General features: G+C 37.3%; 22 protein-coding genes. 7 read left to right on the forward strand and 15 right to left on the reverse strand.

Annotation, left to right across the window (positions count from 1 at the left end; translation table 11 throughout):
* Window positions 1-98: 98 nt before the first annotated feature.
* The 4 genes from rpsJ to rpsL are packed head-to-tail and all read right to left on the reverse strand — an operon-like array spanning window position 99 to window position 3429.
* Window positions 99-404: a 30S ribosomal protein S10 gene (gene rpsJ, locus G5B37_RS06545; protein WP_092133880.1), complete on the reverse strand. Its 306-nt coding sequence runs from the start codon at window positions 402-404 to the stop codon at window positions 99-101.
* Window positions 405-414: 10 nt separating this feature from the next.
* Complete coding sequence (gene fusA / locus G5B37_RS06550; RefSeq protein WP_164679256.1) at window positions 415-2547, reverse strand: elongation factor G; 2133 nt, start codon at window positions 2545-2547, stop codon at window positions 415-417.
* Between the two features lie 5 nt (window positions 2548-2552).
* A complete protein-coding gene (gene rpsG / locus G5B37_RS06555; RefSeq protein WP_164679257.1) occupies window positions 2553-3029 on the reverse strand; it encodes a 30S ribosomal protein S7 in 477 nt (158 codons plus the stop codon).
* A gap of 25 nt (window positions 3030-3054) precedes the next feature.
* Window positions 3055-3429: a 30S ribosomal protein S12 gene (gene rpsL / locus G5B37_RS06560; RefSeq protein ID WP_010181934.1), complete on the reverse strand. Its 375-nt coding sequence runs from the start codon at window positions 3427-3429 to the stop codon at window positions 3055-3057.
* Between the two features lie 185 nt (window positions 3430-3614).
* Between rpsL and G5B37_RS06565 the strand changes: the two genes are divergently transcribed.
* The 5 genes from G5B37_RS06565 to rlmB all read left to right on the forward strand — a co-directional run bounded on the left by G5B37_RS06565 (window position 3615) and on the right by rlmB (window position 11804).
* Complete coding sequence (locus G5B37_RS06565) at window positions 3615-5309, forward strand: BamA/TamA family outer membrane protein (protein ID WP_164679258.1); 1695 nt, start codon at window positions 3615-3617, stop codon at window positions 5307-5309.
* A gap of 120 nt (window positions 5310-5429) precedes the next feature.
* Complete coding sequence (locus G5B37_RS06570; RefSeq protein ID WP_164679259.1) at window positions 5430-8693, forward strand: SusC/RagA family TonB-linked outer membrane protein; 3264 nt, start codon at window positions 5430-5432, stop codon at window positions 8691-8693.
* A gap of 79 nt (window positions 8694-8772) precedes the next feature.
* Window positions 8773-10395 (forward strand): SusD/RagB family nutrient-binding outer membrane lipoprotein, encoded by a 1623-nt coding sequence (locus G5B37_RS06575; RefSeq protein WP_164679260.1) that lies wholly within the window; start codon window positions 8773-8775, stop codon window positions 10393-10395.
* Between the two features lie 23 nt (window positions 10396-10418).
* Window positions 10419-11000, forward strand: a complete 582-nt coding sequence (locus G5B37_RS06580; protein WP_164679261.1) for a hypothetical protein — start codon at window positions 10419-10421, stop codon at window positions 10998-11000.
* A gap of 66 nt (window positions 11001-11066) precedes the next feature.
* Window positions 11067-11804 carry a 23S rRNA (guanosine(2251)-2'-O)-methyltransferase RlmB gene (rlmB, locus tag G5B37_RS06585; protein WP_164679262.1) on the forward strand — a complete coding sequence of 246 codons (738 nt, stop codon included), beginning with the start codon at window positions 11067-11069 and terminating at the stop codon, window positions 11802-11804.
* On the opposite strand, the gene G5B37_RS06590 is transcribed toward rlmB, so the two are convergent.
* Window positions 11799-12575: a rhomboid family intramembrane serine protease gene (locus tag G5B37_RS06590; RefSeq protein ID WP_164679263.1), complete on the reverse strand. Its 777-nt coding sequence runs from the start codon at window positions 12573-12575 to the stop codon at window positions 11799-11801. The two genes, rlmB and G5B37_RS06590, sit on opposite strands and share 6 nt — an antisense overlap.
* Before the next feature lie 85 nt (window positions 12576-12660).
* Here G5B37_RS06590 and G5B37_RS06595 point away from each other — a divergent pair, with 85 nt between their 5' ends.
* Window positions 12661-13938 (forward strand): replication-associated recombination protein A, encoded by a 1278-nt coding sequence (locus tag G5B37_RS06595; protein WP_164679264.1) that lies wholly within the window; start codon window positions 12661-12663, stop codon window positions 13936-13938.
* On the opposite strand, the gene G5B37_RS06600 is transcribed toward G5B37_RS06595, so the two are convergent.
* The 6 genes from G5B37_RS06600 to radC form a co-directional block, all read right to left on the reverse strand.
* Window positions 13935-14729 carry a hypothetical protein gene (locus G5B37_RS06600; protein ID WP_164679265.1) on the reverse strand — a complete coding sequence of 265 codons (795 nt, stop codon included), beginning with the start codon at window positions 14727-14729 and terminating at the stop codon, window positions 13935-13937. The genes G5B37_RS06595 and G5B37_RS06600 overlap by 4 nt on opposite strands.
* Entirely contained in the window at window positions 14719-16128 is a 1410-nt protein-coding gene (locus G5B37_RS06605; protein WP_164679266.1) for a DUF5723 family protein, read from the reverse strand. The genes G5B37_RS06600 and G5B37_RS06605 overlap by 11 nt, the downstream gene beginning before the upstream one ends.
* A 13-nt stretch (window positions 16129-16141) precedes the next feature.
* Window positions 16142-16693: a hypothetical protein gene (locus G5B37_RS06610; protein ID WP_164679267.1), complete on the reverse strand. Its 552-nt coding sequence runs from the start codon at window positions 16691-16693 to the stop codon at window positions 16142-16144.
* Window positions 16694-16738: 45 nt separating this feature from the next.
* Window positions 16739-17422, reverse strand: a complete 684-nt coding sequence (locus G5B37_RS06615) for a YjjG family noncanonical pyrimidine nucleotidase (protein ID WP_164679268.1) — start codon at window positions 17420-17422, stop codon at window positions 16739-16741.
* Window positions 17415-18707 (reverse strand): DUF7033 domain-containing protein, encoded by a 1293-nt coding sequence (locus tag G5B37_RS06620; protein ID WP_164679269.1) that lies wholly within the window; start codon window positions 18705-18707, stop codon window positions 17415-17417. Before G5B37_RS06620 ends, G5B37_RS06615 begins: the two co-directional genes overlap by 8 nt.
* A gap of 95 nt (window positions 18708-18802) precedes the next feature.
* The gene (gene radC / locus G5B37_RS06625; RefSeq protein WP_164679270.1) at window positions 18803-19501 is read right to left on the reverse strand and encodes a RadC family protein; all 699 of its coding nucleotides are present in this window, start codon (window positions 19499-19501) and stop codon (window positions 18803-18805) included.
* A 70-nt stretch (window positions 19502-19571) separates the two neighbouring features.
* Between radC and G5B37_RS06630 the strand changes: the two genes are divergently transcribed.
* Window positions 19572-20015, forward strand: a complete 444-nt coding sequence (locus G5B37_RS06630; RefSeq protein ID WP_164679271.1) for a DUF1569 domain-containing protein — start codon at window positions 19572-19574, stop codon at window positions 20013-20015.
* A 4-nt stretch (window positions 20016-20019) separates the two neighbouring features.
* Here the strand turns inward: G5B37_RS06630 and G5B37_RS06635 are convergent, their stop codons facing one another.
* The 4 genes from G5B37_RS06635 to metH form a co-directional block, all read right to left on the reverse strand.
* The gene (locus G5B37_RS06635) at window positions 20020-20775 is read right to left on the reverse strand and encodes a head GIN domain-containing protein (RefSeq protein WP_164679272.1); all 756 of its coding nucleotides are present in this window, start codon (window positions 20773-20775) and stop codon (window positions 20020-20022) included.
* A gap of 6 nt (window positions 20776-20781) precedes the next feature.
* Window positions 20782-21891: an acyloxyacyl hydrolase gene (locus G5B37_RS06640; protein WP_164679273.1), complete on the reverse strand. Its 1110-nt coding sequence runs from the start codon at window positions 21889-21891 to the stop codon at window positions 20782-20784.
* Between the two features lie 111 nt (window positions 21892-22002).
* Window positions 22003-22959, reverse strand: coding sequence for a methylenetetrahydrofolate reductase [NAD(P)H] (gene metF / locus G5B37_RS06645; RefSeq protein ID WP_164679274.1), 957 nt, complete (start codon window positions 22957-22959; stop codon window positions 22003-22005).
* A gap of 1 nt (window position 22960) precedes the next feature.
* Entirely contained in the window at window positions 22961-25660 is a 2700-nt protein-coding gene (metH, locus tag G5B37_RS06650; protein WP_263649857.1) for a methionine synthase, read from the reverse strand.
* Between the last annotated feature and the right edge of the window lie 16 nt (window positions 25661-25676).

Here is a 25676-nt window from a genome sequence, read left to right on the forward strand (position 1 = left end):
GGGTCAAAATAAATTCGACCCCGAATGTTATTTTGTTTACCGCTTTTCCCTTGCTTACAAGCTTAGGACATGTCTTCCGAATTTATTCGGAAATATTCTTATACCTTGATCTCTACCTCTACACCACTTGGCAACTCTAATTTCATTAGAGCGTCAATTGTTTTTGAAGAAGAGCTGTAGATATCCAAAAGTCTCTTATAAGAACTTAATTGAAATTGCTCTCTACTCTTCTTATTTACGTGCGGTGAACGCAATACAGTAAATATCTTTTTATGTGTAGGTAGTGGGATTGGCCCAGTTACCACAGCACCGGTACTTTTTACAGTTTTAACGATTTTTTCAGCAGATTTGTCCACTAAACTATGATCGTACGATTTTAATTTAATTCTTATTTTTTGACTCATTGCTGAAATATTAAGCGTTAGCGGTTCCTCTTGCTGCAGCGATTACTTCTTCTGAAATATTAGAAGGAGTTTCTGCATAATGTGAAAATTCCATTGTTGATGTAGCACGACCTGATGAAAGCGTACGTAACGTAGTTACATATCCGAACATTTCAGAAAGTGGCACCGTAGCTTTTACAGTTTTAGCACCAGCTCTATCACCCATGTCACTTACTTGTCCACGACGACGATTTAAATCTCCTACTATATCACCCATATTTTCTTCAGGAGTAATTACCTCAAGTTTCATAATAGGCTCCATAATTACCGCTTTCGCAGCTTTCGCAGCATTTTTAAATCCAAGTTTTGCAGCAAGTTCAAACGAAAGTTGATCTGAATCGACATCGTGGTAAGAACCATCTGTCAATGTTACTTTCATAGAATCTACTTCATATCCAGCTAACGGTCCATTCACCATCGCCATTTTAAATCCTTTTTCTACTGAAGGGATAAATTCTTTAGGAACATTACCACCTTTAATAGCAGATTCAAAAATTAATCCTTCAGCTCCTTCTTCTGCTGGCTCTAAAGTAAATACGATATCAGCAAATTTACCACGACCACCAGATTGCTTTTTGTAAACCTCTCTGTGATCTGCTTTTCTTGTAATAGCTTCTTTGTACTCTACTTGTGGCTGTCCTTGGTTTACTTCTACCTTAAACTCACGTCGTAAACGATCTACAATAATATCTAAGTGAAGCTCACCCATTCCAGAAATAATAGTCTGTCCTGAAGCTTCGTCTGTACGCACTGTAAACGTTGGATCCTCTTCAGCAAGTTTCCCTAAAGCCATTCCTAATTTATCTACATCGGCTTTCGTCTTAGGCTCTACCGCAATACCAATTACTGGGTCTGGGAAATCCATAGACTCTAAAACAATCGGGTGCTTTTCATCAGACATAGTATCACCTGTCTTGATGTCTTTAAAACCAACAGCTGCTCCAATATCTCCTGCTTCGATATAATCAATAGCATTTTGTTTATTAGAGTGCATTTGATAGATACGTGAGATACGTTCTTTTTTACCTGAACGGTTGTTCAAAATATAAGAACCTGCATCTAAACGACCAGAGTACGCACGGAAAAATGCTAAACGACCTACAAAAGGATCTGTTGCAATTTTAAAAGCCAAGGCTGCAAATGGAGCAGACACGTCTGGCTTTCTAATTTCTTCTTTTTCTGTATCTGGATTCACACCAACAATACCTTCTTTATCTACTGGAGAAGGCAAGTAACGACAAACTGCATCTAACAAAAACTGAACACCTTTGTTTTTAAACGCAGATCCACAAATCATCGGAATGATAGCCATATCCATAACAGCAGCGCGAAGTGCAGCGTGCACTTCATCTTCAGTTATAGAATCTTCATCTTCCATGAATTTTTCAAGTAGGTTCTCATCGTAACTAGCAACCTCTTCGATAAGCAATGCTCTATACTTACGAGCCTCTGCTTTTAACTCTTCTGGAATTTCGATTACATCAAAAGTAGACCCCTGTGTTTCATCATGCCAAACTATTGCACGGTTCTTCACAAGATCAATAATTCCTTTAAAGTCCATTTCATCACCAATGTTCAATACAATTGGCACTGCATTAGACTTCAACATATCTTTTACTTGCTGACAAACTGCCAAGAAATTAGATCCTTGACGGTCCATTTTGTTTACAAAACCAATACGTGGCACTTTATAATTGTCTGCAAGTCTCCAGTTTGTTTCAGATTGTGGCTCAACACCATCTACAGCACTAAACAAGAACACCAACCCATCTAAAACACGTAGCGAACGGTTTACTTCAACAGTAAAATCTACGTGACCAGGAGTGTCAATAATATTAAAATGGTAATCTTTTGTTTCTGGTGTAGGCTCTGCATTTTCTAATGGAAACTTCCAAGTACAAGTAGTAGCAGCCGAAGTAATTGTAATACCTCGCTCCTGCTCTTGCTCCATCCAGTCCATCGTTGCTGCACCATCGTGAACTTCACCAATTTTGTGACTCACTCCAGTATAGTAAAGAATACGCTCTGTAGTTGTGGTTTTACCTGCATCAATATGCGCAGCAATCCCTATATTTCTTGTAAATTTTAAATCTCTTTGTGCCATTTCTATTAGAATCTAAAGTGTGAGAATGCCTTATTTGCTTCAGCCATTTTATGCGTATCAGTACGCTTTTTAACTGCAGCTCCTTCTTCTTTGGCTGCAGCAAGAATTTCTGAAGCCAATTTTTGGGCCATTGATTTTTCGTTACGCTTTCTAGCAAACCCAATCAACCACTTCATAGCGGTAGATATCTTACGGTCTGCACGAATTTGCATAGGTATTTGAAAGGTAGCACCACCAACTCGGCGGCTACGCACTTCAACGTGAGGCATTACATTAGAAAGGGCATCTTTCCAAAGTTCTAAACCTGTTTTCTCGTCGTCTGTTTTTTTCTCTTCTACGATATCTATTGCATCGTAAAAAACTTTAAAAGCCACCGATTTTTTTCCGTCCCACATCATGTTATTAACAAAACGTGTTACCAATTGGTCGTTAAACCTTGGATCCGGTAAAAGCGGTCTTTTCTTGGCTGCTCTTTTTCTCATTTCTTCGTTTTAAAACTGTTTAAAATTACTTCTTAGGGCGTTTTGCACCGTATTTAGATCTACGTTGTGTTCTTCCTGCAACACCAGCGGTGTCTAAGGCTCCACGAACGATATGATATCTAACTCCCGGTAAATCTTTTACCCTTCCGCCTCTAACCAATACTATCGAGTGCTCTTGTAGGTTGTGTCCCTCACCTCCGATGTAAGCGTTTACCTCTTTACCATTTGTTAACCTAACACGAGCAACTTTACGCATTGCAGAGTTTGGTTTTTTTGGTGTAGTGGTATATACACGCGTACACACACCGCGGCGTTGCGGGCACGAATCTAAAGCAGCCGATTTACTCTTCTTGGTTATTTTGGCTCTTCCTTTACGTACTAATTGTGAAATAGTTGGCATAAAATCCTTGTTATACTTAAATTAATGATATAATTTCCCCACTATAAGGGGGCGCAAAGGTAGAATTTTTATTTGATTTATCAAACCCCATCTTATTAATTTTACAAACCTTTTTAATAACCGATCATTTCGTATATGAAAAATGCTTCTGAAACGTTAGATTTACACGCGAAAAACGAAGATTCTTGAAGCAAATTTTATACATATTTTTATACCTTAATATATATACACTATTCCATCAAGGAATTTTTGCACAGCAACTTTACCTAAAATTTGAAGCAGAAAAAACCATTTCTCAATCGTTACGCGACAGCCTTGCTTCGGAAAATTCCTTTGTAGATTATCTGTCTCTTAAAAAAGAAGTAGACACCACGGCAGTAAAACTACAACGCTTTGGATATCTGCAAGCCAACTTAGAGCAGCTTTCGAAATTAAACGACAGCACCTATTTAGCTACCTACTATTTCGGAAAGAAATTTAATTACATTAAAGTTTATTACGATACATCTAGTTTCAGCAAAAAAGAGTTGCAACAAATTTCCGAAGAAGTAACAGACAATTATTTCATTTTAAATTTTGAAACCGCAGAGTTAGCACTTCAAAAACTCAATGCAATACAAACAGAAACCGGAAATGCTTTTGCTAGACTTCGCTTACAGAACATAGAAATACAAAACAATTATCTCTCAGCACAACTTGGTACCGAAGGGAATGTTACCCGAACTCTAGATTCGATTGTCATCAAAGGCTACGACAAATTCCCTAGATCGTATCTTAAATATTTTGCCGGCATAAGAAAAGGCAAACCTTTCAGCAAAAAAAAATTATTGCTGCAAAACGCGATTATAGATAATTTAGGTTTTGCAAAAAGCACAAAGGCCCCAGAAGTACTTTTTAGAGAAGAAACTACTACCGCCTACTTTTATCTAGAAAAACAGAACAACAATTTGTTTGATGGTATTTTAGGTTTTGCCACCGACGAGACAACACAGCGATTACAACTAAACGGGTATATCAACTTAGAACTAAACAACAACTTAAATTTTGGAGAACAGTTTATAATAAACTACAAGGCAGATGGCGACGAACAACAAAATTTTAGAGCAAAAGTCACCATGCCTTATTTACTGAAGTCTCCATTTGGAGTAGGATTAGAATTAAAAATTTTTAAACGAGATAGTACCTTTGTAACCACAGAGCAAATGGCACAAGTAAGTTATCAGCTAAATCCAGTCTCAACAGTCTACGCTGGATACAAAGGTTATGAAAGCAGCAATCTTTTAGATGAGGCATTAGCAGGGAGCGCCATTGAAGATTACCAATCTAAGTTTGCGATTGTAGGGGGCAGCGTTGTACTACGACAAGAGTCAGCATTATTTCCAAAAAAGACTGAAATCCTATTACAGACAGAGATTGGAGAACGCACCCGTCTAGACATTTCTGAGAACCAGACAAGAGCTACCTTATTAATAAACCATATTTTTAACTTAAACAGTAATAACGCAGTATATTTACAAAACAGCACAAGCTCTTTATTTAGCGACACTTATTTAACCAACGAGCTATTTCGGTTTGGAGGAATAAACAGCATTCGTGGATTTAATGAAAACAGTATAGATGCTTCGCTATTTTCGGTACTCAACACAGAGTACCGATATATTTTAGATCAGGGCTTATATTTACACAGCATCATTGATTTAGGTTATTTCGAAAACAGTATATTAGCGGTTAAAGAAAAATTGTACAGTTTTGGAATTGGCTTAGGATTGCAAACAAAGGGAGGCCTACTTCGCTTTAACGTTGCAAATGGGAATTCTGAAAATCAAGAATTTAGGTTTTCGAATACAAAAATACACCTGAGCCTGACTTCCAAATTTTAAGTAATGCTAACAATAGCTTAACAAACAGATTAAAAAAAAACCAAATTTTAAGTTTAAAAAGTTGTGTAATTAACTTTTTATTGTGATTTTTGGCATTGGCTAATTCAAATAAATTATAAAATGAGAACAAAGTTTAGTGGAATTTTAACGCTTTTACTAGCGTTAGTAGTGCAACTCACGTTCGCACAAGAAAAAACAATCTCCGGTACGGTGACCGACAATGGCGGTTTGCCCTTACCAGGAGTAAATATCATCGTTAAAGGCACGAGTAACGGTACTCAATCTGATTTTGATGGAAATTATTCTATCTCTGCCAGTATGGGACAGACACTTGTGTTTAGTTACGTTGGTTTTAAAACTACTGAGCGCCCTGTTGGTGCTGCAAGTAACATAAGCATCCAAATGGAAGAAGATGCTCAGGCGCTTGAGGAAGTAGTAGTAACTGGTTATGGTATACCTAGAGAGAAAAAGGCTCTTGGATATGCTGTAAGTACCTTAGAAGCTGAAGCTGTTGAAAACAAACCGGAATCTGACGTTGTTAGAACGTTAAACGGTAAGGTTGCTGGTGTTCAGATTACAGGTACTGGTGGTGCCACTGGTTCTGGAACAAACTTCATCATTCGTTCAAAAAGTTCGATTACTGGTAGTAATCAGCCACTATTTATCGTAGATGGTGTTCCTTTTGACGGGGGTACTAATCAACAATCTGGTTTTGCCGGTGGTAACTCTGTTACTAGTAGCCGTTTCTTAGATTTAGATCCTAACAACATTGAAAGTGTTAGTGTATTGAAAGGTTTAAGTGCTGCTGTATTATACGGACAACAAGGTAGAAATGGTGTTGTATTAATTACCACAAAAAACGGAAGTTCTAAAAATTTAAATAAGAAATTTGAGATTACTTTATCTCAGTCTGTTTACACGACACAAATTTCTAACCTTCCTGATTACCAAAATGATTACGGACAAGGTTCTGACAATACTCCTAACCCAGGTTTCGTAGGAAACTGGGGTGGACGTTTTGATGCAGGTCTTACAATCGCTCACCCATATGCGACTCAAGGGGATCTTTTCCCTGAGTTTGATGGATTAGAGATTCCTTACACTGCTGCTGAGAATAACGTTTCAGATTTCTTCAGAACAGGTATTGGTAGTTCTACATCTGTTAACGTATCTGGTTCTCCAGGAGAAGGCGGAAGTCGCTATAACATTAACTTTGGTTACACTACAGAAGATGGTTATATTCCTAATAACGGATTAACTCGTTACAATATTGGTATGGGTGGATCTACAAAGCTTTCTAACAAGTTTAGCTTTGATGGAACTGCTAACTTTAGTAGCTTAGAGGTAAACACTCCACCAATTGCTGCAAACAATGCTGCTGGTGCAATCTCTATCTTTACACGTTTATTATTTATACCTCGTAACTTAGACCTTGGTAACTTACCATATGAGAATCCAAACGATAGATCTAGTGTATACTACCGTGGTGACCAAGAAAACCCATACTGGTTAGTAGATAATGCAGGTTTAGAGCAAAAAACGAACCGTTTCTACGGAAAGTTATCAGCATCTTACGAGATTTCTGAGAACATTTTAGCTTCTTACCGTTTTGGTTTAGATACATACACAGAAAACCAAGAGTTTCGTGTAGCTAAAGGAAACGTTACAGTACCTTACAACAACGGTGGTTACTTAAGAACTACTGAAGGAACAAACTTTATCTTTGACCACAACTTAAACTTTAGTTTTAACAATATCAGTCTTACAGAAAAGTTTGACATGACCGCTCAATTAGGTTTCAACGCAAGAAGAGATGAGTATGAGCAGTTTGGTATTTCAAGTGTTGGACAAGTAGTATTTGGTTTCTTTAACCACAGAAACTTCTTAACACAGCAAAACAACGATCCAGTTGCTGGAAATTTAGATTACAGACTTGAGCGTAACATTTTAGGAGCCTATGGTGAAGCTTCTTTTGACTACGACAACTTCTTATTCTTAACATTATCTGGACGAAATGACTGGGGATCTAACGTAGAGCAAGAAAATAGATCTATTTTCTATCCAGGGGTATCATTATCATTCATCCCTACGTCATTAGACGGAGTAAGTTCTAACGGTGCATTAAACTTCTTGAAGTTACGTGCTGGTTACGGTACTTCTGCTCGTTTCCCAGGATTATACGGAACAAGAGCTACATTAAATACTGTATCTAACTCGTTTGTTCAAGCTAACGGAAACACAACTACAATTAACTCTTTACCTGCTGGAAGTCCAAATCCAGACTTGAAGCCTGAGCTTCAAAAAGAATTTGAAGTTGGTGCTGAAGTTGAAATGTTCAATAGAAGATTATCTATTGATGCAACAGTGTACAAGCGTATTATTGAAGATCAAATCGTAAACAGACCAACTAATCCATCTACTGGTTTTACTAACATTAACGACAACGTTGCTGAAAGTGAAATTGAAGGTGTGGAATTAGGGGTTGACTTTACGCTATTAAAGAGCGACGACTTTACATGGAGCCTACGTAATAACTTTACTGCATTTGAAAACCAAGTAGTTGACTTAGGTGGACTAGAGGCTTTCCCATATGCTGGATTTATTGGTCTAGGTAACTATGCATCTGAAGGAGAAGCTTTAGGTGTTATTAAAGGTAACTACGCTGCTAGATATGATGTAAACAACACTACTCCAGATAATGATTTGGGTATTCAAAATGTTGGTGTTGAAGGGGTGTTATTAATTAACCCTAATGATGGTAAAGTTATCAATAGTGATGATTTAGGTTTACCGTTTGAAACTGTAGGTGATCCTAATCCAGATTGGAGAGCAACTACAATTAATACATTTGCATATAAAGGACTAACACTTTCTGCTCAAGTAGAGTATACGCATGGAGGAGATATTTTCTCTCAAACCGCAACTCAGTACTACAGACGTGGTGTTACAACTGTAAATGTTGACAACAGAGAAGGTAGTTATGTAATTCCAGGTATCTTGGCAAACCCAAATACAGGGCAGCCTTTAACAGATGCTAATGGTGACTTTATAGAGAACACAATTCAGATTGGTGCTAACGATGTATTCTTCATCAACTTAGTAGACCCAGTAGGACAAGGTATCTACGATGCGTCTCACTTACGTTTAAGAGAAGTTTCATTGACTTATAGCCTAGACGAGAAAATGTTAGACAGAACTCCATTTGGTAATGTAACCTTTGGAATTTCAGGACAGAACTTATATGTAAGAACATTCAACATTCCACAAGCATTTAATTTCGATCCTGAAGCATTAAGTACTGGTGTTGGTAATGGTGATGGTTTGGATTTCCAAACTGGTCCTTCGTCTAAGCGCTACTCATTTAGTGTAAAAGCAACATTCTAAAAAAAAAGTACAATCCGAGGTAGTAATTTATTACCTCGGTTGTTATATAATTGTACTTAAACTTATATAAATAACTATTATGAAAAATATTTTAAAAATCACATTACTTTCGGCGATTGTAGCTTTCTTTGTAAGCTGTGAGACCGGTGAATTAGAGCTTTTAGTGAGTCCTAATGATGTAACTATAGATAACGCAGATCCAAATTTCGTATTAAACGATATTCAAATTACCTTCAATGGTATCGTTGGTGGATATAGCGGTACTTCTCGTCAAATCACACGTCAGGTAAACCTATTTGGAACTTACAATAATGCTGTTGATGGAAATACTTTGTCTTTAGCTACAGGACCATGGGCACAATCATATCAGATGTTTTCTAACATCGACTTACTTGATGGAATTAACGAAGCACAAGCAGAAACAGGTGGTATTCCTTATCACTTAGGTATGGCTCAAGTTATTGAAGCATACGCTTATATGTTATTAGTTGATTATGTTGGAGATGTTCCTTTTTCAGAAGCAAACAATCCATCTGAATTTCCTAATCCTAATGTTGATCCAGGTGAGACTATTTATGCTGCTCAATTAGAACTTTTAGATGCTGCTATTGCAAACTTTAACTTAGGTAATAATACTACAGGTGTTAGAATTCCTGAAGATCTTTATTATGAAACTTTTGATGCGAGCAAATGGATTGCCTTGGCAAATACATTAAAAATCCGTGCGAATCTTAATACTGGTAACGCTAGTGGAATTAACGCTGCACTTTCTGGAAACATTATTGATAATAACGATGAAGACTTCCAATTTTCATACTCTGCTACAGATTCTCCTGAAAGTAGACACCCATTCTTTACATCTAGTTACTTAGCCGCAGGTGCTGGGCAACGTATGAGTAATAACTTATATGATTTAATGAATGTAGGAAGTGCGGATGGTCTTTTTGTTGAAAACGGTACTGTAGACCCTAGAGCTCGTTACTATTTTTACCGACAGACTTCATCAGATCCTTCAGGATCAGATTTACCATGTGAGGCTAACTTTTCTGCATATGACTATTGCTATGTTGGAAACTTATACTGGGGTCGTGACCACGCAGATGATGAAGGTCTTCCGAATGATGGTTTCAAAAGAACTGTATACGGAGTGTACCCAGGTGGAGGTGCTTTTGATGATGATTCATTTATAGAATCAAGAGCTAATACTGCAACCTTAAACGGTGCTGGTATTCGTCCAATATACTTAGCTTCATATACGCATTTTGCTTTAGCTGAAGCTGCTCTTACCTTAGGTACATCAGGAAGTGCTTCTAACTACTTAGAATTAGGTATTAGAAGAAGTATGGATAAGGTACGTGGTTTTGCCGACGGATTAGATTCTGGTGATTTTGCAATGACAAATGCTGATATTGATGCATACGTATCTCGTGTTCTTTCAGAATACAACAGTGCAAACAATGCAGGAAAACTAGAAATTATTGCTAGAGAGCATTTTATCGCTGCATGGGGTAACGGTACAGAACCTTATAACCTATACAGAAGAACAGCTGGACCAGACTTACAGGCACCTATTATTCCTGCAGGTCCGTTCCCAAGATCGTTTAGATACCCAAGTACTGAAATTGATGGTAACCCTAACATTCAGCAACAAGGACCTAATACTAGAGTTTTCTGGGATACAAATTCTGCTAACTTAGACTAATCACAATTCTAATTAAATAAATTATGAAAAATTTTAAATATATAACATTAGCCTTCATAGCAGTAGTGGGATTAACCTCGCTAACCAGTTGTGAAGATGAAGATAAAGCACGTTTTCCTGAATTAGGAAATGGTGGATTCGTAAAATTCGTTGAAGCTCCTGAATTTAATGCAGGTGCAGATCCAACAAGTGCTAACTTTAGTGCAATGACTGAAGATCCAAACGGAAATCTTGCATCTTATGAATTAAGTGTAAGAGGAAGTTTCACTGGTGCTTCTACAGATACTATTCCATTTAGAAGCACAACATCTTTTCCTTTTGACGTAAGTTTCTCTGGAGCTGATATGGCTGGCCTTTTTGGTGTAGACGTTTCTACTTTTGAAGAAGGAGATAGCTTTGAATTTTTTGGAACAGCTACTACTGTAGATGGTGTAGTGTACAGCTTTGAGCAAACTGCTTGTGACTGTCCTACTGATCCAGAAGATGAAAGTGCACCAGGTACTTGGAATGGAGCAAACACTGACGGTGTATTAATGACCGCAGCTGGTTTACTTCAGGCATTCAACTACGAGGTTGAGTTCTCTGATCCTCCAATTGAAGAATAAATAATAGTTTTACTATTTATATTAAAACCATCACGTTAACCCGTGATGGTTTTTTACTTTTGTACTATGAAGAAAGAAAATAAAATTTTTGGTATCTACCCAGTGTTAGAAGCTCTTAAATCTGACACTGTACTAGACAAACTGTATGTTCAAAAAGATATTCAAAATCCAAAAATACAATCTATAGTCGATGAAGCTCAAGCAACAGGAACCACGATAAATGAAGTGCCTATTGAAAAGCTTAATCGCCTTACACGAGGGAATCATCAAGGAATTGTGGCAATTACCTCTCCGATTAACTTCCCGAGCTTAGAAGCCACCGTAGAGGGCGTATTAGCACAAAACAAAACTCCTTTATTTCTTGTGCTTGATCAAATAAGCGACGTTAGAAACTTTGGTGCTATATTACGAACCGCTGAATGTACAGGAGTAGATGCTGTTATTATACAAAAAAAAGGAGGAGCTCCTGTAAGTGGTGACACCGTTAAGACTTCTGCTGGTGCGATTTTTAGCATTCCAGTGTGTAAAGTAGACCACATAAAAGATGCTATATTCTATCTGCAAGGGTCGGGTATTACAACATTAGCTGCTACCGAAAAAAGCAATGAAACTATTTATCAAAAAAATTTAAACCAAGCCTTAGCTATCGTAATGGGTTCTGAAGGTAAAGGTGTTTCGAAATCTGTTCTATCACTAGTAGATGATAGTGCTTCCCTCCCACTCCTTGGCTCGATTAACTCTCTAAATGTTTCGGTTGCATGCGGTGCATTTTTATACGAAGTAATTAGACAAAGGACTTTATAAAGTATCTGTTTTTTTATCAGACTTTTTATAAGAATATCGAATGACAATCTTCAAATCTTTTTTTTCAGAAAGCTCATCGTTCGAGACCGTTTCATCATCGTCAACAGGCAACGATTCAATAAAGTTTCCATCCTCATCGAAATGCTTCATAAATTCATCGTCTTCAGGATTATAACTTTCCTTTTCCCATTCAAATTTTTTATTCTGAACAGGGTTTTTACGAAATAGTACTGCCAATAACAATCCAACGAGTAAGCCAGATAGATGTCCCTCCCATGATATTTTTGGATCGATAGGAAACACATACCACAATAAGCTACCGTACAGAAAGACAACCACAAAGGCCAATGCGGTGAGTTGATATTGTTTAGAGAAAATTCCTTTGAAAAATAGAAATGAAGCTAATAAATATACTATTCCGCTGGCACCAATATGTGTTGCCGGTCTTCCTATAATCCAAGTAAGCAAACCTGTTAGAATAAACCCAATGAAGAAAACTCGAAAACGAATATTTCGATAAAAATAGAACAACGCTGTTCCTAATACTAACAGTGGTATGGAGTTATTAAACAGGTGTTTTAAACTTCCATGAATGAACGGTGCAAAAAGAATACCCCGTAGACCTTCTACACTTTTAGGGACAATTCCTAAGTAGTTTAGATTCACTTTAAATCTTGTTTCTGCCCAAAATACCAACCACGCTACAAATACAAATAGTAGCGGATATGTTATTACTTCTAATGAAAACTCTAAAGGCTTTTTAGCAGACATATTTCTTCTTCTTCAAAAATTAACCCAAGAACGAAATTGTGATAAATTGTCAGTGTACACTTTTCGAATATTGTAAATTTACAGCATGAATGTCCCTTTAGCAGAACGAATACGTCCAAAATCGTTGGATGAATATTTCAGCCAACAACACCTGGTGGGGCCAGAAGGTTCACTAACCGCTCAATTACAGTCTGGTGTTTTATCGTCGTTAATTTTATGGGGACCTCCAGGAACCGGTAAAACAACACTGGCAAACATTATAGCCAATCAGTCTGGACGCCCGTTCCATACTTTAAGTGCCATAGACAGTGGAGTAGCAGCTGTTAGAGAAGTTATTAATAAAGCTAAACAAGGTAGCGGCTTATTTACCACCAAAAATCCTATTCTATTTATAGATGAGATACATCGTTTTAGTAAATCGCAGCAAGATTCGCTTTTAGGAGCAGTTGAAAAGGGCTGGGTTACACTTATTGGCGCTACCACTGAAAATCCAAGTTTTGAAGTTATACCTGCCCTCTTGTCACGATGTCAAGTATATGTTTTAGAAGCTTTTAGTAAATCTGACCTAGAGAACCTGCTAAATAGAGCTATTGCAACAGATACTTTACTGTCTCAAAAGAAAATCACCTTAAAAGAGACTCAAGCGCTTATTAGGCTTTCGGGAGGAGATGCCCGTAAATTATTAAATATGCTTGAACTTGTGGTTTTATCTGAGTCTGCAGACATTGTTGAAGTCACCAATACCCTTGTTCTACAAAAAGTTCAGAAGAACACAGTACTTTATGACAAAACTGGAGAACAACATTATGATATTATTTCGGCTTTTATTAAATCTATTCGTGGTAGTGACCCTAATGCCGCAGTATATTGGCTTGCACGAATGATTGAAGGCGGCGAGGACGTAAAATTTATTGCTAGGAGATTGTTAATCCTTGCTTCCGAAGATATTGGTAATGCCAACCCTACTGCCCTAGTGCTAGCCAACAGCACATTTCAAGCCGTTACAACTATTGGTTACCCCGAGTCTAGAATACTTTTAAGTCAGTGTACTATTTATTTAGCCACCTCTCCAAAAAGTAACGCTAGCTACGAAGCCATAAACAAGGCCCAACAGCTCGTAAAACAAACCGACAATCTATCTGTGCCACTTTCGCTTAGAAACGCGCCTACAAGGCTTATGAAAGAGCTAGGATATGGTAAGCAGTATAAATATGCTCACAGTTATGAGGGGAATTTTATTGCTCACGAGTTTTTACCCGAAGAAATTTCAGGAACTTCATTTTACAAACCAGGAAACAATCCTAAAGAAAAGTCTATTAGTAGTTATTTAAAACAACTTTGGAAAGACAAATATGATTTCTAGTTCTTTACGAGTACGAACTTTTTAGTTCCAGCAGGTAATTTTATCGAAAGATTTTTATCAGAATCGAAAAAAGCTTCGTGCATAGACCCCATACTATCGGTGTATTGTACACCATCTTTCAACATGGTAAGTTTTCCTACTAAGACTAGTTCGTCTGCCCCTGTCACTTCCTGCGACAAAGTATACCCCGCAGCCGTTTTCCGAAGTAGAAAAGAGGACCCTTGATACGTATAACTAGAAAATTTTGCTGTTGGCATATTCCCTTTAGCAGCAACAATCTCTTTAGATGTAGTATTAGTAATTTCTTCAGAAACAGGTTCACTATTCTTTGTTGTAGCGGTAGATGAAGAATCGTCTAGATTAATTTCTTTTTGCTGAACACCTAGTTCTTCAAAACTCTCGAATGCTCGTCGAACTGCCTGATGATACGCCTTTTTATATTCTTTAAACTTACTCTTACCTTCTTGACTTCGGAAAAGCTCTACTCCATTACAATCTTTAACAATAACAGTAATTCGTGTATAAATAAAGCCTGGCTGCCCTTCTACAACAGCATAAAGGCCATCACATTTTCTAACGTTTGGAAGTTCATTCTCGAAATATGCGTTAAAGCCATATTTGTTAAATAAAAACTTGGTTAATGAATTAACCTGATGTTGGTCTTTTCCCTTTAAAAATTCGAATGTTTCAGGAACCTGAATATAACTATAATCACTCATGGATTGTTGAGCAGAACCTATATAGCTGTTCATCATTAAGAACAGTAGTACAAAAAACACCTTACCTTTCATCTATTTTAATATTTAAACCGAGTTGTAAAGATACACTTTTTGCTTTGGCCAAATTACCATAGCGTAGGAGGTTATCTGCTGCCACAAATAAATTAAATTTCCCGATATCTGCAACAACACCCAGCCCTACGTTGGAGGTGCTATAAGGGTCTACAGTATAGGTGGCTTTTGCTGAGAGTGTTTCGGTAAATTTTCTTCGGTAGTACACGGTACCTGCCATTTGGGGACCTTTTGGTCTAAAAATGCTATAAAATTGCGCTCCTATTGCTTGTTGCCAAGTAACACCACCACCTGGATTTGTACAATCGCATTCGCCCCCAATGCTATTTCCGAAGCCATACTCAACACTTGCGTTTATTTTAAGAGGTCGCCACTGTGTATAACCAGAAGTAATGGTATCTATGGGTATTTCATTTTCCAATTCATCTTCTAAGTTATCGTAATAAGGAAGTGTAGGCTCTCCATCGCCTAACGGTGGAAAGATTAACTCAATTCCATTTAATGTATAATCTCCAGTTGCTTGATAGCTTTCAATATCTTTAGTGTGAAAGATAGCGCCTAAGTCTAAAACACTTGCTGATGCCGTAATTCTATTAGTGACATCGTATGTAGCACCAATATCTACACCCACTCCCAAATTACCACCAAAAAATGCGCGCCCTAAGATATCACCACTTACATCACCTGCTCCATCTCTATCTCGCAAAGAGGCAACTCCAGAAGTGTTTACGGTAACATTTGCGTCTGCAATAGTATGATCATAAATGTTAACACCATCTGTATCTAAACTTGTTGTAAATGTTCCTTGGTTGTCGGTACTACTAAAGCTTATCATACTTGAGTAGACTTTTGCTCTTAGTCCTAAGGTTAATTTATCTGTTAGCTGTTTATTAGCGCCAAAATGATAAACAGTAAGTAAGTCTGCTGTTAAGCTTAACTCTCCTAAGTTAAACGGGTAATCAAGATAATCTCTATTTCCTTCCCATGCTAAGATTGCTAAGTCACGAGGAAAATAGGTTATAAAATCGAACTCTTGATATACACCTCCAGAAAAGTAAATATCATTCTTGCTTCTCCAACCAAAGCTAAGTATCTCTAACTGTTGCGTAGCAGTAAAAAAATCTGTGTTTTCTAGTTCAAAGATTTTATTTCGAATACGCGTGTTAATATCTATATCACTTTCTTGAAAAATATCATAGGCAGAAACACCTGATGAGCCCCCGTTAATATGAATTTGTGAAAACAACGGGATACCGAAATGCTTTTTATATGGGACTTTACTACCAGGATTAAGCATTAAATTTTGCGGTGCCTCGGTTAAACCATACAAAACCTGCTTGTTTTGGGCAAAACTTGTACACACCCATAGGGCTACAATGAAGAAACAGTAATTTTTCATAGTAATTTTTAAATCAATTCTTGATTTCTAAGAAGTATGTAGTTTTAGATTGAAGGTTTAATTCTCCTTCCAATCCCGCATCTGCCGAAGGTATTGTTACCGCAACCACAACTTTATTTGCTTGGGTTAGATTTAGAACTTCTTCTTCAGCAACTGTTTCTGTGAATGTTGTGGGTATAGGATTCTCAGGAGTGCCTTCTGCGACTGTGGTTTGAGTTTGATAAGTAGTATCATTCTGCTCATTCAAGAATTGAAAATCGACTTGAAAAGTACGAGGAATGCCATTTGTAAAATTAAACAGAAATTCTGCACGTTTTAAATCATCTTGCACAAACGAATCATCTAAAAATCTAATCTCGGTAGTGTCAACCACTTGCAATCGCGGTGTATTTGTAATGGTATCAAAAAAATCTGAAGCATTAAGATTAAAAAAGATCAAATCTAGCTCTACAACAGGCGTAATGGTAATGTCGTCGGTTTGAGTAAAGTCTGTATCCTTGACGCAGGAAAACAACAAAACCAATGCAAAAACCAGAGCAAATGGTACTATAAGATGCCTATTCATTATGGGGATTTATAGTATAACGCCGCAATCTAACGGATTAGTATCTTACAGGTAATTCTTTATCTCCCTAAGGTGATGTATGGTAATATGATTTCCAAAAATATTTTCATTTCTATAATTATAGAAAATAGTTTTCATACCAACCGCGTTGGCTCCAACAATATCGGCTTCAAAAGTATCGCCAATCATAATACTCTTTGCAGCTGAACTATTTGCCTTCTGCAGCGCGGTCTCGAAAACTAGCTTATTTGGTTTTTTTACACCAACTTCTTCAGAAGAGGTTACTGTTTTAAAAAAATGAGCTATGTCGCTATTCTTAAGTTTAATTCCTTGTACCTCGGTAAAACCATTGGTAATAATATGTAGGTTATAGGACGAAGCCAGATAGGTTAAAATTTCCGAAGCACCCTCAAGTAAGTAATTATTTCCGGGGAGTTCATCGATATAAGAAACAGCCATTTCATCAATTACGTTCATTGGGTATACCATCTGAAAAGCGGCAAATGTGTCTATGAGTCTTCCTCTTCTAAGTTCTTGCTTTGTAACACGTTCTTCACGGTATGCTTTCCAATAGTTAAAGTTAATTGGCTCGTAGACCTCTAAAAACTGTGCAAGCTTAAGTTCAACACGATGCTTGTTAAAAACGCGCTGAAATGCAAGTCCAGAATTCTTATCGAAATCCCATAAAGTATGGTCTAGGTCAAAAAATACATCGGTAATGTTACGCATAATCTTGTAATGTTTCTGAAAACAAAGTTCGCCATATTTCATTGGAATCTTCTGCTACAAAGTCTTCATTTCTAAAAACCATGCTAAAGGTACCTTTCACTGTCATAACCTCTCTAAGCAACTTGTTGACTTTAGTCTCAATTTTATGAGAATCGAATGTACTTAAAGCTTCAGTAGTAACGGCAACTGGATGTAAAAGTAGCGGCGTTTTTATTTCATAATCTAGATCATAAAATAAAAAGGGCGTACATGTACCCCCTCTAAATCCGGGTTGATCGTGATATGCCATGGTAAAATCTTTTACAATTTCTAGTTCGATTAGATTTCGATAATTTTCTGGCAAGCTTAAGACGAAATTTGCTTGTTTGGCAGATTTTAATGTTCTATTTGTAATAGCTTCAATTCTTTTCTTTTCTGTCTGTAAGGTTTCAAAACTTTCTAGAGATTGTCCAGAATAAAGCAAGCCAATTTCTTTGTAATCGCCAACATACTTTACCAGTTGTTTAAAGGATTTTCTGTGAGTATTTAAGCTATCGTGATAAGATTCGTTTTCACCCAACAGAAAAAATGCTGTGAGATGCGAGGAGCTACGTTTTGCGACATTAACAATCCAAGTGAACGTGTTAAAAGGATCTTTTCTCACCTTTAGCAGCACCTTGGTTCTTTCTGCAAGAGGTTTCAATTTAAATTTTGATAGATCTCGTACATACCCAATTACAGATCTAAACAGTCCTTTTTGCTCATACTGAAAGGGTCTCTGTATTTGCAATATGTTATGTATGGTATGTTTCTTTTTCGGAAACGTTATTTCGGAAAAACTTGTAGTAAGAATATCCTTAAAGGTAAATGCCCAAATATCGACAATCGGTAATTCTAAAAAATCATGCTTAAAAGAAATACTTTCGGAAGCTGGATATCGTCCTGCAGAATCCTTTACATGCGGCAAGTATTCTTCATATCTACTTAAGAGATAAAACGCTGCAGAAAACATATCGAAAGGAATACTGCTCTTTTCGCTAGTTGAAAAAAATGTAGGGATACCGTTCCAGTCTTTAACGGTAAGATTTACATCTTCAATTCCTTGCTGCGACAAAAGACCAATTTCCTGAACAAACAGTTCGTTTCCGAGGGGTTGTTTACCGTATGACATTTTTGCACCGTCATAACCAATAAATTCTTCAATTACAGAAGTAAAGGACACCTCAAGGCCCAAAATACGATATAGCAGATGCTTAAAAGCATACGTAAATCTAGGAGTTATCTTTTGACAATATACAAGCAACATAAGGTAGTAAAGCTAACAAAATAGTAAACCCTGACGGCAACTTAATTCGAATTTTATTAAATCTAACATCCCCATTTGTAGTACAGATATACGCACTACAGCAACCCTTCATCTGCAAAACTGAAATATGCAGATTCGGTTATGATTACATGATCGAGCACTTTTACGTCTAATTGTTGACCAGCTGTTTTCAATTTCTGAGTAAGCTGAATATCTGCCTGACTAGGCTTTAATGTGCCGCTTGGATGGTTATGTGCTAAGATTACTCCCACAGCTCCTAACAACAAAGCCTTTTTAAAAACAATGCGAACATCTACCAAAGTTCCTGTTATTCCGCCCTTGCTAAGTTGCACTGCTTGTAATACTTTGTTCGAGTTGTCTAGATAGACAATCCAAAATTCTTCATGCGGCAACTCTCCTAACGTAGCTCCTAATAATTCAAAAACCGATTGACTAGACGTGATTTGATTTTTTTGACGTATAACTTCACTATTTCTTCTTCTACCTAGTTCTAGTGCGGCAGCAATGGTTACTGCCTTTGCTTCACCAATGCCTTTAAAGGTCATGAGCTCATTTATGTCTAGTTTACCAAGTGAATTTAAATTGTGATTAGAAGACGCCAAAATACGCTGACTTAGAGCCACTGCGCTCTCGTTTTTGTTTCCGCTGCCTATAATTATGGCTAGAAGCTCGGCATCAGACAGGGCAGATTTACCTTTAAGCAATAGTTTTTCTCTGGGGCGGTCGCTCTCGCTCCAATTCTTTATAGAAAAAGATGTAACTTGCTTATTCACACACACAAAACTCTTATAAAGATAATAATGTATCTTTAACTTCACTATAAAACCAATCAATAACTTACGTATGAAATCGCTATTCAATACTGAAGCTTTCCACGAAATTAATTCGAGACTCCAAAACCTTACAGAAGATTCGCAAAAGCACTGGGGTAAGATGACAGCAGGACAAATGTTAAATCACTGCAGAGGGCCTTTAAATATTGTTCTAGAAAAGAATACATACGGGTTAAAGCCTAATTGGTTTGCCAAGACCTTCTTTAAAGGAAGCATGTATAATGATAAGCCTTGGAGAAAGAATATGCCAACGCTAAAACAATTTAGACAAACAGAAGCGCGAGATTTTAAGGAAGAGAAAAAGGCATTACAGGCAATGTTAGAGGAGTTTGACACCCAACGTTCACGTGAAGAATGGCCAGATCATCCAGCTTTTGGAGCTATGACAAAAGAGCAATGGGGCAAGATGCAGTACAAACATCTTGATCACCATTTTAGGCAATTTGGGGTATAAAAGCTTATTCGAAAATTAATTTTCCGCGGAAACGTTCTTCAACCTCAACATAGGGTGGTCTGTTTTTGGCAATTACATCGCCTATACTTAAAATCGTTCCTCTAATACTATCTTTAGGAAAACAAATAATCTTATTCGTGCTTCGGTGAAAAATATTGATACTGTTGGCTTCTAAAAACTCTGCTTCTACCCGTACATCACCATCAAACAGACCTATTTGAAAACCTCTTGTTTTTCCTTTTAACCGAAAAGTAGAAACTCCATTCGCGTTAATAATGATGCCCCCGGTATCTAATTCATCTAAATCGAAGTCTCCATCTATATGAAATAGATCTTCTACTTCTCTATCTTCAGACACAAGTTCTAAACGTTCAAAACGTATAGGCCCAATGTCTTCTACGGTACTTCCCGAGCTATTTCTTATAACATCAATATTAGGTGAAGTGACATATACTTTGGTAGTTTCAAATTCACGAAACAAATTACAACTGTTGTTATCTTTCAGCTTTAAAATGCTATCTTCTACACGTACATTTACTTCATTCAATAGATTTTCGGGAGTTTCAATCACCACTTTTTGAACCGGGCCCTGAGAAATATATAATTTTACACGATCAAAAACCATAATGCGTTTAAAGACATCTAGATCTACCACTTCCGATTGAATTAACGCTCCATCTGTCTGGAAACAGTCTGGACTATTTTCAGAACTACAACCAATGATTGTTGCAACAATTACTATGTATAGAAGTTTTTTCATTTTCGTTTAAATTCGAATACCCACACTAAATTCTACCGCCTCTGCCTTGGCGTAATGCGCTTTTACTGTTACAGACCCGAAAAAATTGTCATTAAAAAAGTATCGTTTTAGTCCTAGTCTATTATAAATTCTATTCTCAAACTCGTAGGGCCAATATACGTAATATCCTACTTGAGAGACGAATGCAATTCTGTTAAAGCGAAGTTCATGACCAACAAACACCCCTATCCTGCGTGCGTCTTCGCCTCCTTCAAGGCCATCACTTGGAAAGGCAACCGATCTAAATTTAATAAGCTCTTCAATCATTCTGGAAATAAATAAATCTGCTCCCAACTGAAAGGTGCTTTTGTAATTTATACGCTTATCTACAAATGCAGAAAGGGTAACAAATGGGTATTGCCCTAAACCGTTGACATCCGCCTCATTGGCACCACTACGAAAAACAAGGTTGTATTTAAATCGCTCGGCATAGTTGGCACTTCCCCATTCTACCGGCACTAATGCGTCTGGATAGTTAATTTCGTTAAACAGGTAGGTTGCACCAGCACTCAAATAAAATGTATTTGTACTATTATTTGGAGCTTTAAAGTTGGCGTTTGAATAATGAATAACCCCCATTCCAACATTTACACCAAGACCGTCAATTAAGTTTTCTTTTACATAATTAAACTTGAGCAGCGTAGAACTTAAAAACTTGCTTCCATAGGCATTGTTTTCAAAATTGGTGTCTGGATTATACGGATTAGTAGCATATCCTACACCTTGACCTACTCCAATAGAAAAATTTCGATTCCAAAAATAAAAATTGAAATGCCCATAGAGCCCATGTACTTTTCCTAAAAATTCGTTATCGAGATCCTGATATATGTAGGTAAAACCCCAGTCTGGGTAATTATATCTTCCCTCCCACTCATTATAACCATAGGGTTTTCTATTGTAGCTTAACATGAGCCCAGACGGATGACCCGTAATTAAATGTGCAATATCTGGGTTGTGTTCTATTATCGTTCCGTAGAAATATTCAGCTTTTGCCTCATGAAACTTAAGTTCATTTTGTTGCGCCACAACCCCTTGGTAGAACACTAGAAAAATAAACAAGTAAAAAGTAAGCTTCATATTTTTTAAAACGCGTAAATATACAAGAATCTTGAAATAGTAACCGTTGGTTTCGCTACTAATTGTAAGTGAATTTCTGATATAAAAACGCTATAGAATGTAGCTTAGTATCTAGAAAACAGCAGATGCAATTGTGCGTATATTATCACTCTTACCCATTGAATAATAATGAAGAATTGGAGCACCTTTTGCCAACAACTCTTTACTTTGCGCAATACACCATTCAATACCCACTTCCCGAACGCCTCGGTTGTCTTTACATTTAATAATTTCTTTGATAAGACTATCGGGCAACTCTACACTAAATCTATGCGGAATTAAGTTAAGCTGTTTTTTAGTAGCAATAGGCTTTAAGCCAGGTATTATAGGAACCGTAATACCCGCAGCACGACACTTTTCTACAAATTGAAAATACTTAGCATTATCAAAAAACATTTGCGTTACAATATAGGTTGCTCCCTTCTCAATCTTTTTCTTTAAAAAATGAATATCGCTATCTAAACTAGGTGCTTCCAAATGCTTTTCGGGATATCCGGCAACTCCTATACCAAAGTTTGTGGGGGTGGTGTTTAAAATTTCATCATCTAAATACAACCCATTATTAAGAGCAGAAATCTGACTCACCAATTCTCCCGCATATGCATGGCCGTCTCGTTCTGGCGTAAAATAGGTTTCGCTCTTTACCGCGTCGCCGCGTAACGCCATTACATTATCAATACCCAAAAACCCAAGATCTATCAGGAAGTTCTCTGTGTCTTCTTTCGTAAATCCGCCACACAATATATGAGGGATTGCATCTACATTATATTTGTTCTGTATCGCAGCACAAATCCCTACTGTTCCTGGACGCTTTCGAACCACTTTTTTTTGAAGCAAGCCGTCTTCTCGTTCCTTATATACATACTCTTCTCTATGATAGGTAACATCAATAAAGGGGGGCTTAAACTCCATCAACGGATCAATACCTTCAAAGATTGAAGTAATATTCTGACCTTTTAAAGGCGGTAATATTTCAAATGAAAACTGTGTTTTTTCGTTTGCATTCTTTATATGTTCTGTTACTTTCATATTATTCCGAAATATTTGGCATAAGCCATTTTGTTGCTTTTTCTATTGAAATATCTTTTCGTTTGGCGTACGCCGAAACTTGATCGGATTTTATTTTTCCGAGACCAAAATACCGAGCCTCTGGATGTGCAAAATAATACCCAGAAACCGAAGCTGCCGGCCACATTGCCAAACTTTGAGTAAGTGTTACCCCGATAGCTTCTTCTACATTAAGAAGCTTCCAAATAGTTTCCTTTTCAAGATGGTCTGGGCATGCTGGATATCCTGGAGCGGGCCGTATACCCTTGTAGGTTTCTTTTATAAGTTCTTCATTTGTTAGTTGTTCACCTACCGCATATCCCCAATGTTTGGTACGCACCTCTTTATGTAAAAATTCTGCAAAAGCCTCTGCCAACCTATCGGCCAAAGCTTTAACCATAATGCTATTATAATCATCATGGTCTGCCTCAAAATCTGCGGCAAGTTTTGCGGTTCCAAAACCAGTTGACACACAAAAACTGCCTATATAATCCTGAATTCCAGTTTCTTTGGGAGCTATAAAATCTGCCAACGCCAAATTTGGTCTGTTGGCAGCTTTTTTAGATTGCTGTCTTAGCGTATGAAAGACTATCTTATTGTCTTCGGAAATTTTAACCTCAACATCATCTTGATTTATCTGGTTTGCTTCAAACAAACCGAAAACAGCTTTGGCTTTAAGCAATTTTTCAGAAATAATTTTATCTAAAAGTTCTTGCGCATCGGCAAAGAGCTCTGTTGCTTGGTTTCCCACAATGCTATCTTGTAGAATATCAGGGTAGCGTCCATGTAAATCCCAACTTCTAAAAAAAGGTGTCCAATCTATAAAAGAACGTAACTTTTCCATATCGAAATCTTGTAACACCTGAATTCCTAATGTATTTGGCCTTACTATTTCTGCAGGATTCCAATCGATCTTAAATTTGTTGGCTTGCGCTTCTTTGTGCGAAACATACGTTTTTATCTGTTGCCTGCTTAAAAAGCGTTCTCTAAATGTGGCATATTCTTCCTTTAAATTTCTTGTATAGCCTGCCTTTCTATCTTTCTGAAGCAAATCACCAACCACAGTAACCGCCCGAGAAGCATCGTTTACATGTACAACGGCATGATTGTATTGCGGATCTATCTTTACGGCTGTATGGGCTTTACTGGTGGTAGCGCCTCCAATAAGTAAGGGCACTTCAAAATTTTGACGTTGCATTTCTTTGGCAAGAAAAACCATCTCATCTAATGAAGGAGTAATTAGACCACTTAGCCCCACAATATCTACCTGATGTTCTTTTGCTTGTGCAATAATCTGCTCTGGTGGTACCATTACACCCAGGTCTACAATTTCATAATTATTACACGCTAGAACAACAGAAACAATATTTTTACCAATATCGTGTACATCACCTTTTACAGTTGCCATTAATACTTTTCCGGCAGAATTTGTCACTGCATCTTTTTCAGAAAAAATATAGGGTTCTAGATAGGCCACTGCTTTTTTCATTACTCGTGCACTCTTCACCACTTGGGGCAAGAACATTTTACCACTTCCAAAAAGATCACCAACTACGTTCATTCCTATCATTAAATGTCCTTCAATAACAGCAATAGGTTTATCTACGCTCTGTCGCGCTTCTTCAATATCTTCAATAATATATTGGTCAATTCCTTTCACTAAGGCTCTTGTAATTCTGTCCTGTAGTGGTGTATTTCTCCACCCATCATCTACCGTTTTTTCTTTGGCCTTGTCTATAACGGTTTCAGCAAAATCTAGTAAGCGTTCTGTTGCATCTTCACGGCGGTCTAAGACAACATCTTCTACGTAGGTTAATAAATCTTTAGGAATCTCATCATATACTTCTAACATGGTAGGATTTACAATACCTATATTCATACCAGCCTGGATAGCGTGGTATAAAAAGACAGAGTGCATCGCTTCCCGAACTGTATTGTTACCTCTAAAACTAAATGAAACATTACTTACTCCTCCGCTTACACTGCAATGGGGCAGGTTAGTGCGTACCCATCGCGTAGCCTCAATAAAGTGGACAGCATTTTTACGATGCTCTTGCATTCCTGTGGCTACCGGAAAAACATTAAGGTCGAAAATAATATCTTCTGGAGGAAAATTAACAACATCTACCAATACGCGATATGAGCGTTCAGCAATTTCGATACGACGTTGAAATGAGTCTGCCTGTCCCACTTCATCGAACGCCATAATTATGACTGCAGCACCATATCTTTTAATTTTTCTAGCTTGTTCTATAAACAGCGCTTCCCCTTCTTTCAGACTAATTGAATTTACCACACATTTGCCCTGTACAACTTGAAGTCCGGCCTCGATGATTTCCCATTTTGAGCTGTCTATCATGATTGGGACTCTGGCGATATCTGGTTCTGCCATAATAAGGTTTAGAAACTTTACCATTGCCTCCTTACCGTCAATAAGGCCATCGTCCATATTAACATCTATAATTTGAGCGCCTCCTTCTACTTGCTCTCGCGCTACGCTTAATGCTTCGTCAAAATTTCCTTCTTTTATAAGACGTAGAAACTTTTTTGATCCTGCTACATTGGTACGCTCACCCACATTAATGAAATTACTTTCAGGAGTGATAATTAAAGGCTCTAAACCCGATAATTTAAGCCATCTGGCTTGATTGTTATGCATTGCTTGCTGGTGGGATTGTATCATTATTTATTGTAGTAGT

Source organism: Rasiella rasia (assembly GCF_011044175.1).
Taxonomy (GTDB): Bacteria; Bacteroidota; Bacteroidia; order Flavobacteriales; family Flavobacteriaceae; genus Marinirhabdus; species Marinirhabdus rasia.